The organism is Streptomyces sp. NPDC044061 (assembly GCF_056434305.1).
The window spans coordinates 52600-71389 of record NZ_JBWKFL010000010.1 but is presented as its reverse complement, the minus strand read 5'-3'; the positions used below and the strand labels follow the sequence as shown (position 1 = coordinate 71389).

Genomic DNA, 18790 nt, shown 5'->3' with positions numbered 1-18790 from the left:
GTCACCTCCGCGTCGCCGTGCGCTGGACCCACAGGTTGATCAGGACGGCGCCGAGCAGCATCACGCCGAGGAAGGCCTTGAACCAGTCGGGGTTCCAGCCGGCGAAGACGATGCCCTGGTTGACCATGCCGAACATGAACGCACCGAAGACGGGGCCGATCGCGGAGCCGGAGCCGCCGGTGAGCGAGCAGCCGCCGATGACGGCCGCGGCGATGTAGATCAGCTCCTGTCCGACGCCCTCGCCGGACTGCACGGTGTTGAAGGAGAACAGGTTGTGCATGCCGACGAACCAGGCGCCGAAGCCGACCAGCATGAACAGCGTGATCTTGGTGAAGTTCACCGGCACGCCGACGGCGCGCGCGCTGTCCTTGTTGCCGCCCACCGCGAAGATCCAGTTGCCGTACTTGGTGCGCAGCAGCACCCAGGTGGCCAGGGCCGCGAAGGCCAGCCAGTAGAAGACGGTGACCTTCACCTCGACCCCACCGATGTCGACGGAGGACGCGAAGACCGCCTTGGCCTGGTCGAAGCCGTCCATGTTGCTGATGTCGTCGGTGGCGACGTTGCCGGTGACCAGCTTGGTCACGGCGAGGTTGACGCCCTGCAGGATCAGGAAGGTGCCGAGGGTGACCAGGAAGCTGGGCAGCCCGGTCTTCACCACCATCCAGCCGTTGAACGCGCCGACGGCGAGCGAGGCGACCAGGGCGACGATCACGCCGGTCCACACGTTCACCGTCAGCTGGTAGCTGAGCATGCTCGCGGTGAGCGCCGAGGTGATCACGGCGACGCCGGAGGACAGGTCGAACTCGCCGCCGATCATCAGCAGGGCCACCGGGAGGGCCATGATGCCGATGGTCGAGGACTGGTAGAGGACCGTGGCGATGGAGCTGCCCTGCCGCAGCGAGGGCGCGGCGATCAGGAAGAAGATCAGTACGGCCACGGCTCCGAGGAAGACGCCCACTTCGGGCCGGGCCAGCAGCCGGAGCGCCAGCGGGCGCCGGGCGGTGCGGCCGTCGGTCTGCCTGGGGCCGGACGCCGGCGGTTTGCCCACCGCCGGCTCGGCGTGCTGGGTCATGCTCATCACCGGGTGCCCTTCGCGGCGAACTCGGCGACCCGGTCGACGTTGGACTTGTCGACGAAGGCCGGGCCGGTCAGCACCGGCTGCTCGCCGCCGCCGCTGTAGTTGCCGTTGTTCTTGTAGAGCCACAGGGAGTCGATCGCCAGGTAGCCCTGCAGGTAGGGCTGCTGGTCCACGGCGAACTGGATGGTGCCCTTCTTGATGGCATCGGCCAGCTGGCTGTTCAGGTCGAAGGTGGCGACCTTGGCCTTGCTGCCCGCGTCACCGACCGACTGCGTCGCGGTCAGCGCGAAGGGTGCGCCGAGCGTGACGACGTAGTCGATGGACTTGTCCTGCTTGAGCTTGGCCGTGATCGTCGACTTGACGGACGGCATGTCGGTGCCGTTCACGTACAGCGTCTCAGTCGTGCCGGAGAACGTCTTCTTCACGCCGTCGCAGCGCTGGGTGAGGCCGATGTTGCCCTGCTCCTGGACCACACAGACGGCCTTCTTGGCGCCGAGTTCGTTCAGCTTCTTGCCGAACGCCTCGCCCGCCACCGTCTCGTCCTGCCCGAAGAACTCCAGCAGGCCGAGCTTCTTCCAGTCGCTGACCCCGGAGTTGAGGCCGACCACGGGTATCTTCGCCGCGTTGGCCTTGCTGACGACGTCCTTCATGGCGTCCGGCTTGGCCAGGGTGATCGCGATCCCGTCGACCTTCTGGTCGACGGCGTTCTGCACCAGGCTGGCCTGGTTGCCGGCGTTCGGGTCGTGGGAGTAGACCAGCTTGATGTTGTCCTTGGCGGCGGCGGCCTCGGCACCCTTGCGGACGATGTCCCAGAAGGTGTCACCCGGCGACTGGTGGGTGACCAGTGCGACGGTCATGCGGGGGGTGTTGGCCTTGCCCGCCGAGGCACCCGACCCTCCCTCTTCGGCCTTCTTGCCCCCGGAGCTGCTGGAGCAGCCGGCGAGGGTGAGGGCTGCCGCGGCGGCCACCGCCACGACGGGGGCCAGCCTGCGGGAGCGGGAGTGAGAAGAGCGGTCCATCGTGCCTGCACCTCACTGTGCTACGGGGGAAGGGACGCTGTTGCGTTGGGACGCGATCCAAGTCCCTGCCGGGCCCGCTGTCAATACTTTGTTAAGACATCATTTCACGAGGTGGTCCGAATGTAAGTACAAACCATTGACAGTCCACCTGTCCGCCCCTACACCTGGAGGGCATGAGCCCCTCGGCGAGGCCCGTCCGCCCAGTACACCGCACGCCACGACGAACGGCACCGGCCGATCGCCGAAACCCTGGGCGACAACGCGCCCGCGAGGACCGCGAACGCCGGATCGCCGGCCGCCGCCGACACCCGTGAACTCCCCCCCGACCGTCCGCGCTCTGCAAGGAGGTGCCCCGGTGGCGAGGCCCGGCAACCCCTCTCGTCCCGCGACCGTCCACGCCGTCGACTGCGTGGACTTCGCCCTGGACCGCACGAGTCCGGTGCCGCTCTACTACCAGCTCGCCCAGCAACTGGAGGCGGCCATCGAACACGGGGACCTCGCCCCGGGGAACCTCCTGGGCAACGAGGTCGACCTGTCCGTGCGCCTCGGCCTGTCCCGGCCCACGGTCCGACAGGCCATCCAGTCGCTGGTCGACAAGGGGCTGTTGGTGCGCCGCCGCGGTGTCGGCACGCAGGTGGTGCACAGCCAGGTCAAACGGCCCCTGGAACTGAGCAGCCTCTACGACGACCTGGAGTCGGCCGGACAGGGCCCGACCACCCGGGTGCTGCGCAACGAACGCGTTCCGGCGACCGCCGACGTCGCGGCGGCTCTCGGCATCGCGGAGGGCGCCGAGGTGACGGTGCTGGAGCGACTGCGCCGCACCCACGGCCGGCCGGTGGCGTTCCTGTGCAACCACCTGCCGTCGGCGCTACTCGAACTGGGCACCGAGCGGCTGGAGACGACGGGCCTGTACCGGATGATGCGCTCGGCGGGCATCACCCTGCACAGCGCCCACCAGTCCGTCGGCGCCCGCAGCGCGACGGCGGCGGAGGCCGCCCTGCTGGACGAGAAGGAGGGCGCGGCCCTGCTCACCATGCAGCGCACCGCCTACGACGACACCGGCCGGCCGGTGGAGTACGGCACCCATGTCTACCGGGGCTCGCTGTACGCCTTCGACTTCCAACTGCTGGTCAGGACCTGAAACGGAACGCCGCCGTCTGTGTTCAACAAAGTTGCAGGTGGCGATGACGATTACGTTTCGGGCAAGAGACATCCGAGTACGACCAGACCTATTGACTCATGAGCGGATGTGGGGCTGTTATTACGCCACGATGTTCGGTCGAGTTGGTTTCTGATCGGTTTCGAAAGCCTTTCGGTGATCGGCTCATCCCCTTGACCGAACCCTGTATTCCTCAGGAGCCGCCATGCGCCTCTCCCCCTCCGGTCTTTCCGTCCCGGGTCCAAGCCGCCGTTCGCTGCTGCGCGGAGCGGGCGGTGCCGCGCTCCTCGCCGGTGCCGGCATACCCCTGCTGTCCGCCTGCGGCGGCAGTGGTTCGGCCTCCGACCCGAAGACCGTCACCCTCGGCTCCAACGCCTCGGACGCGGTGCCGAAGAAGGCCTTCACGAACGTCTACGCGGCCTTCAGGAAGCAGTCCGGCATCACCGTCGATGTGAACACGAAGGACCACAACACCTTCCAGGAGCAGATCAACTCGTATCTGCAGGGCACGCCTGACGACGTGTTCAACTGGTTCGCCGGGTACCGCATGCAGTTCTTCGCCGCGAAGAAGCTGGCCACGCCGATCGACGACGTGTGGGCCAAGATCGGGGACAACTTCCCCGACGCGATGAAGAAGCTCAGCAAGGGCGAGGACGGCAAGTACTACTTCGTGCCGCTGACCACGTACCCGTGGGCGATCTTCTACCGCAAGAGCGTCTTCCAGCAGCACGGTTACCAAGTCCCCACCACCTGGGACGACTTCGTCGCGCTGCTGAAGCGGATGAAGAAGGACGGCCTGGTCCCGCTCGCCTTCGGCGACAAGGACGCCTGGCCGGCGATGGGCACCTTCGACCAGATCAACTTCCGCCTCAACGGCTACGACTTCCACGTCGAGCTGATGGCGGGCAAGGCCGCCTGGACCGACGCCAAGGTGAAGGCCGTCTTCGACCACTGGGCCGAGATCCTCCCCTACCACCAGGACGGCTTCATGGGCCGCACCTGGCAGGACGCCGCGCAGACCCTGGTGTCGAAGAAGGCCGGCATGTACCTCCTCGGCTCCTTCGTGGCCCAGCAGTTCACCAACAAGGCCGACCTGGACGACCTCGACTTCTTCCCCTTCCCGGAGCTCAACTCCGCGTACGGCCAGGACACCGTCGAGGCGCCCACCGACGGCTTCATGGTCAGCAAGTCCCCGAAGAACCACGACGGTGTCGTGAAGCTGCTGGAGTACCTGGGCAGCCCGGCGGCCGAGGAGCTGTACCTCAAGACCGACCCGAGCGTGGTGGCCGCCTCCAGCAAGGCCGACACCTCCTCGTACTCGGCGCTGCAGAAGAAGGCGTTCGAGATGATCAGCGGCGCCAAGAGCCTCACCCAGTTCATGGACCGCGACTCGCGGCCGGACTTCACCTCCACCGTGATGCAGCCCGGGCTGCAGAAGTTCCTCCAGAACCCCAAGGGCGTGGACAGCCTGCTGTCGTCCATCGAGCGCCAGAAGAAGCAGATCTTCGCGTCCTCGTGAGCGGTCTCATGACAACCGATACGACGACGAAGACCCCGGAGGCGGCCGCCGTGCCGCCTCCGGGCGCCGCGCTTGGGAAGAAGCGGGCCACGCAGAGCCACCGGCGCCTGCTGACCCGCCGTGACCGGTTCACGCTCGCCGTGATGGCGGGCGTGCCCACGGTGCTGCACGTGGCCCTGGTGTGGGTCACCGCCATCGCCTCGATCTTCCTCGCCTTCACCACCTGGGACGGCATCGGGTTCGACTCGATCAAGTGGGTGGGCCTGGACAACTTCAAACAACTCTTCAACGACAACCCGCAGTTCTGGCCCGCCGTCGAGCACAACGTCATCTGGTTCGTGGTGCTCATTCTGATCCCGACGCCGCTCGGCCTCTTCCTGGCCGTGCAGCTCGACAAGAGGATCCGGTTCAGCCGGGTCTACCAGACCGCCTTCTTCCTGCCGGTCGTCATCTCGATGGCCTGCATCGGCTTCGTCTGGCAGCTCGTCTACAACCCGGACACCGGCCTGATCAACAGCATCATCGGCGCCAACAAGCCCGGCCACTACATCGACTGGATCGGCGACCCGAAGCTGAACCTGTGGGCGGTCCTGATCGCCGCGTCCTGGCGGCACACCGGCTACATGATGATCCTCTACCTGGCCGGCCTGAAGAGCGTCGACCCGTCGCTTCGGGAGGCCTCGGCACTGGACGGCGCCAACGAGTGGCAGACGTTCAAGAACGTCATCTTCCCCACCCTGCGCCCGACCAACACGGTCGTCCTGGTCGTCACCATCATCGAGGCGCTGCGCGCCTTCGACCTGGTCTTCGTCTTCAACAAGGGTGCGCAGGGCACCGAGTTGCTGTCGATCCTGGTGACCAACAACATCATCGGCGAGTCCAGCCGCATCGGTTACGGCTCCGCCATCGCCGTCGTGCTCCTGGTGATCTCCCTCGCGGTCATCATCCCGTATCTGATCGCCACCTTCCGGAAGGAGCGGCGTACATGAGCAGCACCGCACTGCCGCTGAAGCGGCGCGCCCCGATCCGCCCCGCCCGGATCCTGCTGCACGTCTTCCTCGCGGGTACGGCCCTGGCGTGGCTCGCGCCGCTGCTGTGGGCGGTCTTCTCGGCGCTGCGCCCGTACAGCGAGACCAGCGCCAAGGGCTACGTGTCCTGGCCGGACACGCTGAACTTCGACAACTTCACGAACGCCTTCCAGCAGTCGGACATGGTCCACTACTTCGGCAACACGCTGATCATCGCGATCCCGGCCGTGCTGCTGACGCTGTTCCTGTCCTCGTGCGTGGCCTTCTACGTCAGCCGGTTCGACTTCCGGCTCAACCTCGCGCTGCTGCTGGTCTTCACGGCGGGCAACCTGCTGCCGCAGCAGGTGATCATCACCCCGCTGTACCGCCTGTACCTGCTGACGAACCTGCCCGGCATCACGGCCAGCGGCAAGCTGTACGACTCCGCGCTCGGGCTCGTGCTGATCCACGTGGCGTTCCAGTCCGGGTTCTGCGCGTTCGTGCTGAGCAACTACATGCGCTCCCTGCCGCACGAGCTGACCGAGGCCGCGCTGGTCGACGGCGCCTCGGTGTGGCGGCTGTACTGGCAGATCACGCTCCCGCTGTGCAAGCCGGCGATGGCGGCGCTGGCGACCCTGCTGTCCATCTGGATCTACAACGACTTCTTCTGGGCCCTGGTGCTGATCTCGACGGGCGAGAACATGCCGATCACCTCGGCCCTGAACAACCTCTCCGGCCAGTACTTCACCGACCCCAACCTGGTCGCCGCCGGCGCCCTGCTCACCGCTGTCCCGACGCTGGTCGTGTACTTCGTGCTCCAGCGCCAGTTCGTCAGCGGTCTGACCCTGGGCTCCAACAAGGGCTGAGCCGCCGGAACTTCGAAAGAGAACCCCCGTGAAACGCACCCTGTCCGTCCCCGGCCTCGCCTACGGCGGCGACTACAACCCCGAACAGTGGCCCGAGGAGGTGTGGGCCGAGGACATGCGCCTGATGCGGGAGGCCGGGGTGACCATGGTCAGCGTCGGCATATTCTCGTGGGCGCTGCTGGAGCCGTCCGAGGGCGGGTACGACTTCTCGCGCATGGACAAGATCCTCGATCTGCTGCACGAGAACGGCATCGCCGCCGACCTGGCCACGCCCACGGCGGCGCCTCCGGCGTGGTTCTTCCGCGCCCACCCCGAGGCACTGCCGGTCGACCGGGACGGCCGCACCCTGTCCTACGGCAGCCGCCAGACGTTCTGCCCGTCCAGCCCCGCCTACCGCGAGGCCGCCCTGCGCATCGCGGGCGCGCTGGCCGAGCGGTACGCGGACCACCCGACGCTCGCCATGTGGCACGTGCACAACGAGTACGGCTGCCACAACGCGGCCTGCTACTGCGACACCAGCGCGGCCGCCTTCCGCCGCTGGCTGCGCGCCCGCTACGGCGACGACCTGGCGGCCCTCAACGGCGCCTGGGGCACGACCTTCTGGTCGCAGTGGTACTACGACTGGGAGGAGATCCTGCCGCCGCGCGCCACCGGCGCCGTACCCAATCCGACGCACCAGCTGGACTGGCGCCGCTTCTGCTCGGACGAGCTGCTGTCCCTGTACACGGCGGAACGGGACGTGCTGCGGGCGGCGGCCCCGTCGGTCCCGGCCACCACCAACTTCATGGTGATGGCCACCTTCGACGCCCTCGACTACTGGCGCTGGGCACCGGAGCTGGACATCGTTGCCAACGACCACTACCTGATCTCCACGGACCCCGAGTCCGAGATCGACATCGCGCTCAGCGGCGATCTCGTGCGTTCGCTCGCCGGCGGTCCGTGGCTGCTGATGGAGCACTCCACCGGCGCGGTGAACTGGCAGCCCGTAAACCGGGCCAAGAGGCCGGGCGAGTTGCGGCGCAACGCGCTCGCCCACGTGGCGCGCGGGGCGGACGGCATCGCCTACTTCCAGTGGCGGGCGGCGAAGGCGGGTGCCGAGCAGTGGCACTCGGCGATGCTGCCGCACGCCGGGACGGACAGCCGGATCTGGCAGGACGTGGTGCGCCTCGGCGCCGACCTGAAGTCGCTGGCCGAGGTCCGCGGCAGCACCGGTACCGCCGAGGTCGCCATGGTCTGGGACTGGAACGCCCGCTGGGCCCTGGAACTGCCCTCACAGCCGAGCGGCGAGCTGCGCCACCTGGACCTGGTCCGGGCCTGGTACGAGCCGCTGTGGCGCGCGGGCACGGCCGTGGACTTCGTACGCCCGGACGCCGACCTGTCGGCGTACCGGCTGGTGCTCGCGCCCAGCCTGTATCTGGTGGACGAAGCGGGCGCGGCGAACCTCACGGCCTACGCCGAGGGGGGTGGCACCCTCGCCGTCGGCTTCCACAGCGGGGCGGTCGACGAGGACTGCCATGTGCGGCTCGGCGGTTACCCGGGGGCGTTCCGGGAGGTGCTGGGCGTGCGCTCCGACGAGCCGTTCCCGCTCCTGCCCGGAGAGCGGCTCGGTCTGCGCGGTGCGGTGCCGGAGGGCGCTGCGGGCGCGCTGTGGTCGGAGCGGCTGCGGCTGGAGGGCGCCGAGGCTGTCGCCGCGTTCACGGACGGCCCCCTGGCCGGTGTCCCGGCGGTCACCCGGCGCGCGTACGGCACCGGCGCCGCCTGGTACCTGGCGACGCTCCCCGACCCGGCCACCCTGACCGCCCTGCTGGACCGCGTGCGCGCCGAGGCGGGAGTGGAGCCGGTACGCACCGCGCCGCCCGGTGTGGAGGTGGTCCGCAGGCGCGGCCCGGAGGCGGACTACGTCTTCGTCATCGACCACACCGGGCAGGGTGCGTCGGTGCCCGTCGCGGCGGACGCCACGGAGCTGCTCACCGGCAAGCAGACGTCCGGCTCCGTCACCGTGGCGCCGGGTGACGTGGCGGTGGTCCGGGAGCCGCGCGGTCAGTGAGTCACGCCCGGCCGGGCCCTCGCGGCGCACCGCAACTTCTTGCGCCGCGGAGCCCCGGTGAGGCGTTTTTTTCGTCTTCGGGCACTTCTCACGAGACAAGAAACGGTGATTTGTCGACGACTCGGGGCATCCCCGACCATTGCCTCGGCCCGGCGATCCCGGGAACACCAGTTCGACGAGAGGTACACCCACCCATGCACGTCACCGGAACCGCCCCGCTGTCGGCTCCGGCCCCCTCGGTGACCCCCGAGGTTCCCGCCGAGGACCCCCACGGCGACAACGGCAGGCACGCCCGCCGCTTCGGTCTGCCCGTCGCCACCGCCCTGGTCATGGGCAACATCATCGGCGGCGGCATCTTCCTGCTCCCGGCCTCCGTCGCCCCCTACGGCACGGTCAGCCTGGTCGCCTTCGGCGTCCTGACCGTCGGCGCCATCGCCCTCGCCCTGGTCTTCGGCCGGCTCGCCGAGCGCGATCCGCGCACCGGCGGCCCCTACGTCTACGCCCGCGAGGCATTCGGCGACTTCGCCGGCTTCCTGGCCGCCTGGGCGTACTGGATCACCACCTGGGTGTCGAACGCCGCCCTGGCCGTCGCCGCCGTCGGCTACCTGGACGTGCTGATACCGGTGGGCGAGCACCGCTGGACCGCGTGTCTGGCCGCGCTGACTCTGCAGTGGCTGCCCGCCCTCGCCAACTTCGCCGGCACCCGCTACGTGGGCGCCGTCCAACTCGTGTTCACCGTGCTGAAGTTCGTGCCGCTGCTCCTCGTCGCGGTCGGCGGGCTGTTCTTCTTCGACCCGGCCAAGCTCGGCCCGTTCGACGCGACCGGCGGCAGCGCCGTCGGCGCGGTCTCCGCCTCCGCCGCCCTGCTGCTCTTCTCCTACCTCGGCGTGGAGTCCGCCGCCGTCAGCGCGGGCGAGGTCCGCGACGCCCGCCGCAACGTGGGGCGCGCCACCGTCATCGGCACCGCGGCCGCCGCGCTCGTGTACCTGCTGGGCACGCTGTCCGTCTTCGGCACGGTCGCGCACGACCGTCTGGTGACCTCCACCGCGCCCTTCTCGGACGCCGTGAACGCCATGTTCGGCGGCACCTGGGGCGGCTGGGCCGTCGCGCTCGCCGCGCTGGTGTCGATGACCGGCTGCCTCAACGGCTGGACGCTGCTGAGCGCCCAGACTCCCTACGCCGCCGCCCGGGACGGCCTGTTCCCGGCCGCCTTCACGCGCAGGCGCCGGGGCGTGCCGACCGTCGGCGTCGGTGTCACGGTCGTCCTCGCCTCGCTGCTCACCGTCTACAACTACCTGTCCGGCTCGGCGAAGGTCTTCGACGTCCTGGTCCTCGTCACCACGTTCACCGCGACCGTGCCGTACCTGCTGGCCACCGCCGCCCAGGTCTTCCACCTCGTCGCGGGCCGGCGCGAGTCGGTCGACCGGGCACGGCTCACTCGGGACGCCGTGGTCACCGCGGCCGCGGCGGCCTTCACGATCTGGCTCGTCGCGGGCGCGGGCTACGCGGCGGTGTACCAGGGTGTGCTGTTCCTCTTCGCGGGAATCATCGTCTACGCGGTGATGGCGGGCCGGCGCGGCCGCAGGGCGTGATCGACGCGACGGGGGGCGAACGTGACCGGGACGTGGGGGTCCTTACTGGTGGCCGCCGTCGGGGTGCTGGGCACCCTCGGCGCGGCGCTGCTGACCCAGGTGCGGGCCGACCGCGTCAAGCGCCTCGAACTCGACGCCGTACGCAGGCGGCGGCTGGAGGACCGGGCCCACGACGAGCGGAGACGCGACGCCGAACGGGCCGAGGCGCGCCTGGCGGAGGCCCAGGACCGGCTCCGCGCCTGCTACATCTCCTTCAACACCGCCGCACGCCAGTACCAGACCGCCCAGGTGAACGTGGTGCACGCCCTCAGGGACGGGACGGACGCGCACGACTGCGCGGAGCGCCTCGAGACCTGCCGTACGGTCTTCCGCGCGAGCTACGCCGAGGCCCAGATGCTCGTACCGGGGGCGGTTCTGGACGCCGCGGCCGTCGCGAGCCGCCGGCTCAACGACGGCTACGGCGAGCTGAGGCAACTGCTGGCCGCCGCCCCCGGCGAGCCGGACCCGCAGCAGGTGCGGGAGTGCGAGCAGCGGGTGCAGGCGACCTGGCCGCGGCTGTCCACACTGCGCCAGGCCATGCGCCGCGACCTCGGCATCGACGATCCGGTGGCCTGACCTCGCCCCGGGCGGCGGCTACTGACCGTGATGGGCGAAGGCGGCCCACACCTCCAGCTCGTCCAGCGGTCGGCCCGCCGTCTCCCGCAGCAGGTGCTCGTGCCGGGCGAGTTCGGCCGGCAGTGTGCGGTCCGGGTCCAGCATCCACAGCTGGGCGGCGCGCAGCGCGTCCCCGGCCGGCTCACCGCGCCCGAGACGGTGGTGGAACATCAGCATCAGCACGGTGGTGCGCGGATCGTCGGCGACGTCCCAGCGCGAGCCGACGACGGCGGTCGCGCCGGCGCCGAGAAAGGCCGTGGCCAGCGTCAGCGCCTCGTCGTGATCGCTCAGGGTCAGATCGCTGGTGCAGTTGGCCAGCACGACCGTGCCGCCCGGCATCGAGGCGTCGCGGTCGGCGGCGCCCGCCAGCAGGTCCGTCACCGACACCCGGTGCACCGCGTCGAGTTCCAGCACCGAGTCGGCGGGTGAACGGCCCGTGTCCGCGTGGCAGTTGACATGCAGCACAGCGGTCGGTACTGCACCGCGGCCGGGCAGGAAGGGTTCGAGGGACGCCGGCTCGGCGGGCATCGGCGCGGGCCCACCGGCGGGCGCGTGCCGGCCGAGGCCGCCGATCACCGTGACCTCCGGGTACAGCGAGTCGACGAGGGCGGCCTCCCGGTGCATGGCCGACGTGCCTCCCGGATCGGCGACCACGGCCACCGCCCCGTGGGCCGGCAGCGCCCGGGGCCGCACCGCCACCTCGATGAGCTGACGGGCCGTGGCGCAGCTGGAGACGACGGCGCGCTCGCAGGCGTACGCCGCTCCGGCACCGGGCGCCGGGCAGCGGGCCGCGTGCCAGGGCACGATGCCCAGCGCACCGAGGGGCGCCAGCACGAGCCGGGCCGGCCGGCCGGGCCACCAGCGGGCCGTGGCGGACAGCAGGGGGCCCATCGCCACCTCCCCCGCCCATGAGCAGAGCGCGTCCAGGGCCGTCTGCCACTCCCGCTCCAGCCGGAGCAGCGTGCGCTCGAACATCGTGTGCATCACCTGGGGATGGTCCGGCGCCGGCCGGTCGTCCCCGCGCCCGGCGGCCTGGAACGCCTGCAGCGCCCGGGCGTAGGTGCCGAGTGGTCCCGTGGCGGCCTCCACGAGACCGGGCAGCGGCAGCGCGTGGACCATGCCCGTGGCGGTGACGATCAGCGCGTGCCCCGGGGTCCCCTGCGTGTCACCGCCGCCGCCCGGGGCGTCGCCGGGTACGAGGTACACCAGCGCGTCCCTGCCGAGCCGCCGCAGCGCCTGTCCGACCCGGCCGGGGCGCGGGGCGGAGATCAGCCGCTTCTCCGCGTCACCGCCCGCGAACGCCTGCAGTACCCGGCGGCGCAGGCCGTCCGGCACGCTGCGCCGGTCGCGGCTGGCGGAGACGTTCTCCCAGCGCCGGGCCAGGTCCTCGTGGCCTCCGGCGCGCAGCAGCACCGGAACCGTGACACCGACCGTTGCAGCGTTGAGGACCAGCCCGCGGCCGAGTTCCAGCGCCTCGAACGCCGTCTCTGGCAGGCCGTCGGCCAGACTCCAGCGCACCACCCGCAGCATGTCGGCGGCCACCGTGCGGGCGGCCTCCAGGCCGTGCCCCGCGCCCGACTGGAGCAGGACGGCGCGGCCGTGCGCGGTCAGCAGGGACCGGGCGGTGGCCAGCGCCTGGCGCCGGTGCTCGCGGTCGCCGGGACCGTGGGCACGTTGCGCCTCGGCGAGGACCCGCAGGAGGGCGACCGCGAAGGGGTCGCCCGGCGTCGCGTTCAGCAGCGCCCAGGCCTCCCCCAGCACCGCCGCCGAACGCCGCAGGTCGCCGGGGTCGCCGGTGCGCAGACGGCGTACCAGCAGCAGGGTGCCCAGGCCGTACAGACACCGGCTGCGGGACCCGTGGTACTCGTGCGTGCCGTGCTCGGCCGCCTCCTCGAACAGGGCGATGCCCCGGTCGAGCAGGGCCGACGCGTCGGGGCCCCCGGCCGTGCCGTCGCCGGTGCGCAGCAGTGCGCACAGCGCCGCGGCGGCCCGCAGCAGCAGGCCGGGGCGGTGGGGTCCGGGCGGGCACGCGGCGGCGATGTCCATGAGCGCCTCGACCGCGCTCCGCGTCGCGTCCGCGTCACCCTGGGAGCGCGCCCGCTCCAGGTCGCGCCAGGCGAGCTCGGTGCGTGCGGCCGGGACCCGGGGGTGGTCCGGCGGCAGTGCCGCAAGAGCCGTGGTCAGAGCGTCGGGCGCGTCGGCGGCCGACGGCCCGGCGCCGTCCTGCCGGGCACGCGCGCGCACCATCCGGTCGGTGGCGGCGGCCGCGAGCAACTCGGCCCGGAACGGGGCGATTCCGTCCTCCGGAACGGGCCGGAAGAGCCGGGCGGGGACACGGGGATCACCGGAGCCCGCCAGCAGGCCGGCGAGCGACGGCAGCACCAGGTGTTCCGCCGTCCGCTCCAGCAGTGCGTCATAGGCCTGCACGGCGGCGTCGAGATCGGTGTGGTCGCCCAGGATCAGATGGCGGTCGAGGAGCAGCCGGGCCAGGAACTCGGTGCAGCGGTCGCCCAGTGCCGACCGGGCGGGTGCGGTGACGCTCTCGCTGTTCTCGGTCTTCTCGGTCTTCTCGGGGTTCTCGGTCTTCTCGGGGTTCTCGGGGTTCTCGGCTTCGAGCACGGTCAGTGCGCTGCGGACCAGCACGACGGCCGTGTCCAGGTCCTCCCCGTCGCGCTCCCGCAGCCAGCGGTGGTGGTGCAGCAGCGCGAGGGCGGCGGCGGCCGGCGCGCTCATCGGCTCAGCGGTTCCGACGACTTCGGCGACCCGAGTGGAGGGCAGGGCGAAGGGGTCGGGCGATCCGTCTCCGAGGAGCACGGCCGCGGCGAGGTCGGGCACGGGGAGCGCCGGACGCGGCTCCGGGGGCGGCACGGTGGCGTGCGGGGCAGGGGGCGGGGCGGGTTCCGCCCCCGCGGGCGCGTCCGGTCGCGCCTCCCGGGCCGGCGGGGGCGCGGGCGACGCACCCGGGAACCACAGGAACGCACGCATCAGGTCCCGCACGTCCACGCCGGCCGTCTGGCGCAGCGCCGCCCGTACCGGGCCGCTCATCGGCGAGCCCGGCGGGAGCAGGTCCAGTGCGCGGCGCAGCGCGATCGTCGCGGCCGCCCGTTCGGCGGGGGTGGCCCGACCGGCCTGGACCACGCGCAGACCGAGGGCGCCCGCGATCGCCAGCATGACGGCCTGGAGTCCGTGGGCCTGCGGTTCGACGCGGTCGGCGGCCCGCCGCAGCTGGTCCGTGTAGGTCCGGCAGTCCTCGACGGACGGCAGGGCGTCGCGGGTGCGCAGCAGCCCCACCATGACGGAGAGGAAGACGAGGACCGGCTCGCGCTGCGGATCCCGGACGGAGTCCAGCATCGAGCCGAGCAGGTGCAGGTCGTCCTCGACGGTCGGGAAGCCGGACACGTCCGGCATCGCGGGGTTCTGCGGATCGGTCTGCGCCCGGGTGAAGGGATCCGTGAACCACACCTGGTACATCAGGGTGAGGAGGAACGCGCCGTGGAAGTCGGCGTCGCCCAGTCCGTCCCGCTGCGGCAGTCGTTCCAGGGCGACGCGCAGGTACCGCAACGCGTCGCGCAGTACGGCGGGTTCCACCGCGGGCAGCCGGCAGGCGAAGTCCAGCGACAGCGCGATCCCCAGCAGCCCCTGGGCGTACAGATGGAGGGTGTCCTCGTGGTGGTACAGCCCCGTGCCCCTGCGCAGCAGGGCGATGGCCTCCCGCAGGTCCGCCACCACAGGTGCCGCGGTGCGCTCCAGGGACCGGGCCGGATCCGCCCGTCCGTTGACGAGGGCGGAGTTGGCGAGGTCGTACGAGAGCGGCATGCCGCGGGCGATGGCCCGCTGGGCCAGGACCACGGCGGCCTTCAGCACCAGTTCGGAACGGTCGGTGTCGTCCGGTGCGATCAACGGGATGAGCTGCCGGACTCGGGTGACGAGCCGGTCGACGCCCTCGTCGGCGAGGAGCCCGTCCGAGAGATCGAGCCACAGCACCTGGACCAGGGCCGCGAGGTGGGCCACGAAGTCGTCGTCCGGTAGGGCGGGTTCGGCACCGTCTCTTCCCCTGCCCCCTGCCACGGGAGCGCCGGGGTGGGCGGCCAGCACCCGTTCGAGCAGTTCGGCCGCCTCCGCGCGGTCCGCCGCCGGGGCGGGGTCGCCGGTCCGCTGCGCGGCCCGGTTCTCCTCGGAGCGCAGGCACAGGGCATGGGCCAGCCGGCTCGTGAGGTCGAGCGCGTTCCCGGGCCGCGTTCCGGGGTGGGCGAGCGCCTGCCGGTACCAGTCCACGGCCCGGCCCTGGGCGTGCGACGAGGTGGAGAGTTCCAGCAGCAGGTCGCAGACGTCCGCTCCCAGTTCCGCCGCGTCGGCACCGTCCGGACTGTGGTCCGCGAGCAGGGGGAGCAGCAGGCCCAGCAGGCCGACGGCCTCTTCAGCGGCTGCGGCGCGGTCCGCCGGCGAGGCGTCGCCCCGGACCCGGTCGTCGAGTTGGATGAGCGAGAGCACCACCAGGTCGAAGGTCACGGCGGGAGACAGCTCCGGGTCGAGGTCGTCGGCCGCCTGCGCGGCGCGCAGCAGGCCGAGGGCGGCATGGCGGTCCGCGAGCCGTTCCGGGGTGTGGTGGTCCGGGCAGCGGGACCGGTCCGACAGGACGAGACCCAGAGCGGCACGGCAGCGGGTGGGGTCGGCCACGAGGTGGTGGTCCGGTCCGTCCAGCACGTCCTGGAGCAGGGCGACGATCCGGTCGGCGTCGGCCGAGCGCCGTTCACCCCGCTCGCTCGTACCCCAGCGCGCGGCGAGGTGCAGCGACAACGCGCAGGTCAGTTCGGTGAGTTCACGACGGTCCGCGTCCTGGTCGCCGTCGGCGCAGCTCTTGGCGGCCGGCGCGCGCACGGTTTCGAGCCGGGCGATCAGGGTGTCCAGGTCGCCGGGATCGCGTCCGTGGGCGTAACGGATCTCGGCGGCCCAGAGCGACAGGTCGGCCGGCCACCGGTGCCCGTCCACGTCCGGCACGGGGGAGCGCGGCGCGGCCAGCTCGCGCTCCGCCTCCTCCAGCGCCGCCCGGCCCCGCTCCCGCTCGGCCGGTGTCCTGCTCCGCGCCGGCTCCTCGGTGAGCAGCGACTCCGCGAGTTCGAGCAGCCCGGCCACATACTGTGCGCGCTCCTCCGAACCGCCGTTCCCCCATGCGTCCGCAGTCATTCCCCACCCCGCTATTGCCGCGTGTTCCCATTCGTGGACAGAGGCCCGGCCCGTTCGGCAGCCCCGCGCGAGAAATGCGCTCTACCCCAATCCGCGGCCGGAGTCAGGCCAATTGCCAAAGGCACCGTATCTCACTAGCGTACGTCTCCGTCCTGATTCCGGGAGGGGCGCATGGACGAGTTCGAAGAACACCTCATCAAAGCGCTGGCGGGAGATCGGCAAGGGATACGGGAGAGACTCGGCCCGGAGGACCGGGACCAACTCGACGCGCTGCTCGCACTCGTGGCGGAGGGCGGCGACGAGCACCGGCTGAGAGCGGTCACCCGCGCCATCGCCACGCATCTGCGCACGGCGCTGTCCGAGGAGGAGCGTCGCGCCGTCGCCCGCCGTTTCGGCAACGCGCCGACGGCGCGGGCGCCGCACGAACTGCTGGCCGCTCGTGTCTCCCTCGGGGCCGGAGAGCCGCCGGCGGAGGGCCGCTCCGGACCCGCACCCGCCGGGGCAGGGACCCGACCCTCGGCCTTCGACCGGCTGCTCGCCGAACCGGCGGTCACCGCCGACCAGTTGCGCGAGGCGTTCGGCGTGGAGGCGATCGCCGCCGACGTCATCCGGCTGCGGTCGCGGGACGGCACCGAGCAGCTCCCGGCGTTCCAGTTCGACGCGGACGGGCGCCCGCGCACCGTGGTCCTCACGATCAACGGCCTGCTGGGCGCGACCGCCGACCCCTGGGGGGTGGCCGACTGGTGGCTCGGTCCCAACCTCTGGCTGGACGCCGTACCGGCCACGTTGCTCGGTGCGGGACTGGACGAACAACTGCTCGCCGCCGCAGGCGTGGTGGGAGAGGAGGACTGACATGGCCCGAGGCGCGAGACTGCCCGAGAAGGGCACGGCGGAGCCCAAACGCGTCACCTGGAAGGCCGGCAAGGTCCTCTACCGGGTGCACTCCCGCAGGCGTGACGCGGCCTGCTTCAACGGCACCCCGGTGGACCACCACTTCGGCGGGGGCCGGTTCGACAGCACCCCGAACGACGCGTACGCCTACCTGTACGCGGCGCCCCTGGAGGTGACCGCGCTGGTCGAACGCCTGGTCCGCGACATGCGCTTCGACGGCCAGGGCAATCCGCGGATCCTGCCCCGCAAGGAGGTGGAGGGGAAGCGACTCTCCCAGGTCCGGCTGCTCCGGGACGTGTCGCTGGTGTCCCTGCGCAGCATTCCCGAGCTCAACTCCGTTCAGCAGGGCGATGGTTGGTTGGTCCACTCGGACCCGACGGAGTACGCCTTCACCCGGCGGTGGGGGCACTGGCTGCGCGACGAGGCGGACTGGGCGCAGGGGTTCGTCTGGATGTCCCGGCTCGACTGGCCGCACGAGTCGCTGGTGCTGTTCGACGGGCGCGGGAACGACGATCTCGTCGAGGCCACCGCCGAGCCCCCTCGGGACCTGGACGAGCCGGACAACCTGCGCTGGCTGGGCCGGAAGCTGGACCGGTACGGCATCCGGATCGGGCCGCCGGACGGCCAGTACCCCTCCTGGTCCTGACCCCCGGGCGAGAGCCGGGCGTCTTCCGGGTATTTTCCGGGGATCGGCCGAAAAGGCTTCGGCTCTCGCCTGCCGGGGGGCATACTTCTCGTCCAGGGGCCCGCGGTCGGCCCGGAATTCCGCCACCGGAAATATTCCGGCCGCCGCACACGTTCCGTCGCGCCTTTTCTCTGGAATCCGTAGTGCGGCGTTCGAGGTGCGTACCGAAGCGAATTCACGCCCGAGAAGAAAAGCGAGCGGCGGCCTCACCGAAGTCCCCCTTTTCCTCTTCCCTGAGCTTTCCGTCCACCACCTGTGCAGCGTTTCCGAATCCGAGCGAGGGCACTCATGTCCGCATTCTCCAACGTCGAACGACCGGCCGTCTTTCCCGTCTGCCTCTGTCTCGACGTCTCGTACTCGATGGCGGGCCCGCCCATGACCGCCGTCAACCGGGCCCTGCCCGAGATCAAGAAGGCCATCGAGGAGGACCCGAGCACCGGGGAGATCGCGCGTCTGGCCGTCGTCACCTTCTCGGACCGCGCCGACCGCGTCCTGCCGCTGACGGACATCGCCTTCGCCGACATGCCGGTGCTGGCGCCGCAGGGCGGCACCAACTTCGCGGCCGGGCTTCGGACCTCCGGCGATGCGCTGCGCGACGGCATCAAGGGACTCGGCAAGGGCAGCGCCTACCACCAGCCCGTCGTGTTCTTCATCAGCGACGGCGAGCACAACGCCCGGGAGGACTGGACGCACGCCCGGGCGGAGATCACCGCGAAGGAGGACAAGTACGGAGCCCAGATCGTCAGCTTCGGGTTCGGGCAGGCGAACCGGGAGGCGATCCAGCAGGTGTCGACCGGCTTCGCGTTCTTCACCGACGAGAGCGACGCGGGCGCGGCCGTACGGGAGATCCTCCGCACGGTGCTCAGGAGCATCCGCACGACGTCCAGTTCGTTCACCTCCGGCACCGGCGGGGCGCTCTCCGTCCCGCACGACGGGACCAAGCTCACGCAACTGCCGCTCGACCAGCGACTGGTGGGCTGACCGTGCTGAAGTGGCGGGGGGGGGGGGGGGGGGGGGGGGGGGGGGGGGGGGGGGGGGGGGGGGGGGGGGGGGGGCGGAGGGGGGGGGGGGGGGGGGTACGTAAGTGCG

The 18790-nt window shown here is 71.3% G+C and carries 13 protein-coding genes; 10 read left to right on the top strand and 3 right to left on the bottom strand.

Going from position 1 to position 18790, the window contains the following annotated elements; genetic code table 11:
• Nucleotide 1: 1 nt before the first annotated feature.
• Together AC07CM_RS17940 and AC07CM_RS17935 are read right to left on the bottom strand one after the other, a co-directional pair.
• On the bottom strand, nt 2–1078 hold the full coding sequence (locus AC07CM_RS17940; RefSeq protein ID WP_478877348.1) for an ABC transporter permease: 1077 nt from the start codon (nt 1076–1078) through the stop codon (nt 2–4).
• Nucleotides 1078–2097, bottom strand: coding sequence for a sugar ABC transporter substrate-binding protein (locus tag AC07CM_RS17935; protein ID WP_478877347.1), 1020 nt, complete (start codon nt 2095–2097; stop codon nt 1078–1080). Before AC07CM_RS17935 ends, AC07CM_RS17940 begins: the two co-directional genes overlap by 1 nt.
• A 355-nt stretch (nt 2098–2452) precedes the next feature.
• Here AC07CM_RS17935 and AC07CM_RS17930 point away from each other — a divergent pair, with 355 nt between their 5' ends.
• From AC07CM_RS17930 to AC07CM_RS17900, 7 genes are all read left to right on the top strand, one after another.
• Nucleotides 2453–3238, top strand: a complete 786-nt coding sequence (locus AC07CM_RS17930) for a GntR family transcriptional regulator (protein ID WP_478877346.1) — start codon at nt 2453–2455, stop codon at nt 3236–3238.
• A 223-nt stretch (nt 3239–3461) separates the two neighbouring features.
• Nucleotides 3462–4775 carry an ABC transporter substrate-binding protein gene (locus tag AC07CM_RS17925; protein WP_478877345.1) on the top strand — a complete coding sequence of 438 codons (1314 nt, stop codon included), beginning with the start codon at nt 3462–3464 and terminating at the stop codon, nt 4773–4775.
• Nucleotides 4776–4783: 8 nt separating this feature from the next.
• Complete coding sequence (locus tag AC07CM_RS17920) at nt 4784–5764, top strand: carbohydrate ABC transporter permease (RefSeq protein ID WP_478877344.1); 981 nt, start codon at nt 4784–4786, stop codon at nt 5762–5764.
• Nucleotides 5761–6648, top strand: a complete 888-nt coding sequence (locus tag AC07CM_RS17915; RefSeq protein WP_478877343.1) for a carbohydrate ABC transporter permease — start codon at nt 5761–5763, stop codon at nt 6646–6648. The genes AC07CM_RS17920 and AC07CM_RS17915 overlap by 4 nt, the downstream gene beginning before the upstream one ends.
• A 28-nt stretch (nt 6649–6676) precedes the next feature.
• Complete coding sequence (locus AC07CM_RS17910; RefSeq protein WP_478877342.1) at nt 6677–8695, top strand: beta-galactosidase; 2019 nt, start codon at nt 6677–6679, stop codon at nt 8693–8695.
• A gap of 194 nt (nt 8696–8889) precedes the next feature.
• Complete coding sequence (locus AC07CM_RS17905; RefSeq protein ID WP_478877341.1) at nt 8890–10287, top strand: amino acid permease; 1398 nt, start codon at nt 8890–8892, stop codon at nt 10285–10287.
• 21 nt (nt 10288–10308) lie between these two features.
• Entirely contained in the window at nt 10309–10902 is a 594-nt protein-coding gene (locus tag AC07CM_RS17900) for a hypothetical protein (protein ID WP_478877340.1), read from the top strand.
• An 18-nt stretch (nt 10903–10920) separates the two neighbouring features.
• On the opposite strand, the gene AC07CM_RS17895 is transcribed toward AC07CM_RS17900, so the two are convergent.
• Entirely contained in the window at nt 10921–16125 is a 5205-nt protein-coding gene (locus AC07CM_RS17895) for a CHAT domain-containing protein (protein WP_478877339.1), read from the bottom strand.
• A 171-nt stretch (nt 16126–16296) separates the two neighbouring features.
• Here AC07CM_RS17895 and AC07CM_RS17890 point away from each other — a divergent pair, with 171 nt between their 5' ends.
• The 3 genes from AC07CM_RS17890 (at nt 16297) to AC07CM_RS17880 (ending at nt 18682) form a co-directional block, all read left to right on the top strand.
• The gene (locus tag AC07CM_RS17890) at nt 16297–16977 is read left to right on the top strand and encodes a DUF3168 domain-containing protein (RefSeq protein ID WP_478877338.1); all 681 of its coding nucleotides are present in this window, start codon (nt 16297–16299) and stop codon (nt 16975–16977) included.
• A 1-nt stretch (nt 16978) separates the two neighbouring features.
• Complete coding sequence (locus AC07CM_RS17885) at nt 16979–17662, top strand: RES family NAD+ phosphorylase (protein ID WP_478877337.1); 684 nt, start codon at nt 16979–16981, stop codon at nt 17660–17662.
• A 327-nt stretch (nt 17663–17989) separates the two neighbouring features.
• Complete coding sequence (locus AC07CM_RS17880) at nt 17990–18682, top strand: vWA domain-containing protein (RefSeq protein ID WP_478877336.1); 693 nt, start codon at nt 17990–17992, stop codon at nt 18680–18682.
• Nucleotides 18683–18790: the final 108 nt, after the last annotated feature.

What these genes read in the sequence shown, in the direction of transcription:
- AC07CM_RS17940 (WP_478877348.1), bottom strand. Translation starts at nt 1,078, where the DNA reads ATGAGCATGACCCAGCACGCCGAGCCGGCGGTGGGCAAACCGCCGGCG.
- AC07CM_RS17935 (WP_478877347.1), bottom strand. Translation starts at nt 2,097, where the DNA reads ATGGACCGCTCTTCTCACTCCCGCTCCCGCAGGCTGGCCCCCGTCGTG.
- AC07CM_RS17925 (WP_478877345.1), top strand. Translation starts at nt 3,462, where the DNA reads ATGCGCCTCTCCCCCTCCGGTCTTTCCGTCCCGGGTCCAAGCCGCCGT.
- AC07CM_RS17920 (WP_478877344.1), top strand. Translation starts at nt 4,784, where the DNA reads ATGACAACCGATACGACGACGAAGACCCCGGAGGCGGCCGCCGTGCCG.
- AC07CM_RS17915 (WP_478877343.1), top strand. Translation starts at nt 5,761, where the DNA reads ATGAGCAGCACCGCACTGCCGCTGAAGCGGCGCGCCCCGATCCGCCCC.
- AC07CM_RS17905 (WP_478877341.1), top strand. Translation starts at nt 8,890, where the DNA reads ATGCACGTCACCGGAACCGCCCCGCTGTCGGCTCCGGCCCCCTCGGTG.
- AC07CM_RS17895 (WP_478877339.1), bottom strand. Translation starts at nt 16,125, where the DNA reads ATGACTGCGGACGCATGGGGGAACGGCGGTTCGGAGGAGCGCGCACAG.
- AC07CM_RS17890 (WP_478877338.1), top strand. Translation starts at nt 16,297, where the DNA reads ATGGACGAGTTCGAAGAACACCTCATCAAAGCGCTGGCGGGAGATCGG.
- AC07CM_RS17885 (WP_478877337.1), top strand. Translation starts at nt 16,979, where the DNA reads ATGGCCCGAGGCGCGAGACTGCCCGAGAAGGGCACGGCGGAGCCCAAA.
- AC07CM_RS17880 (WP_478877336.1), top strand. Translation starts at nt 17,990, where the DNA reads ATGTCCGCATTCTCCAACGTCGAACGACCGGCCGTCTTTCCCGTCTGC.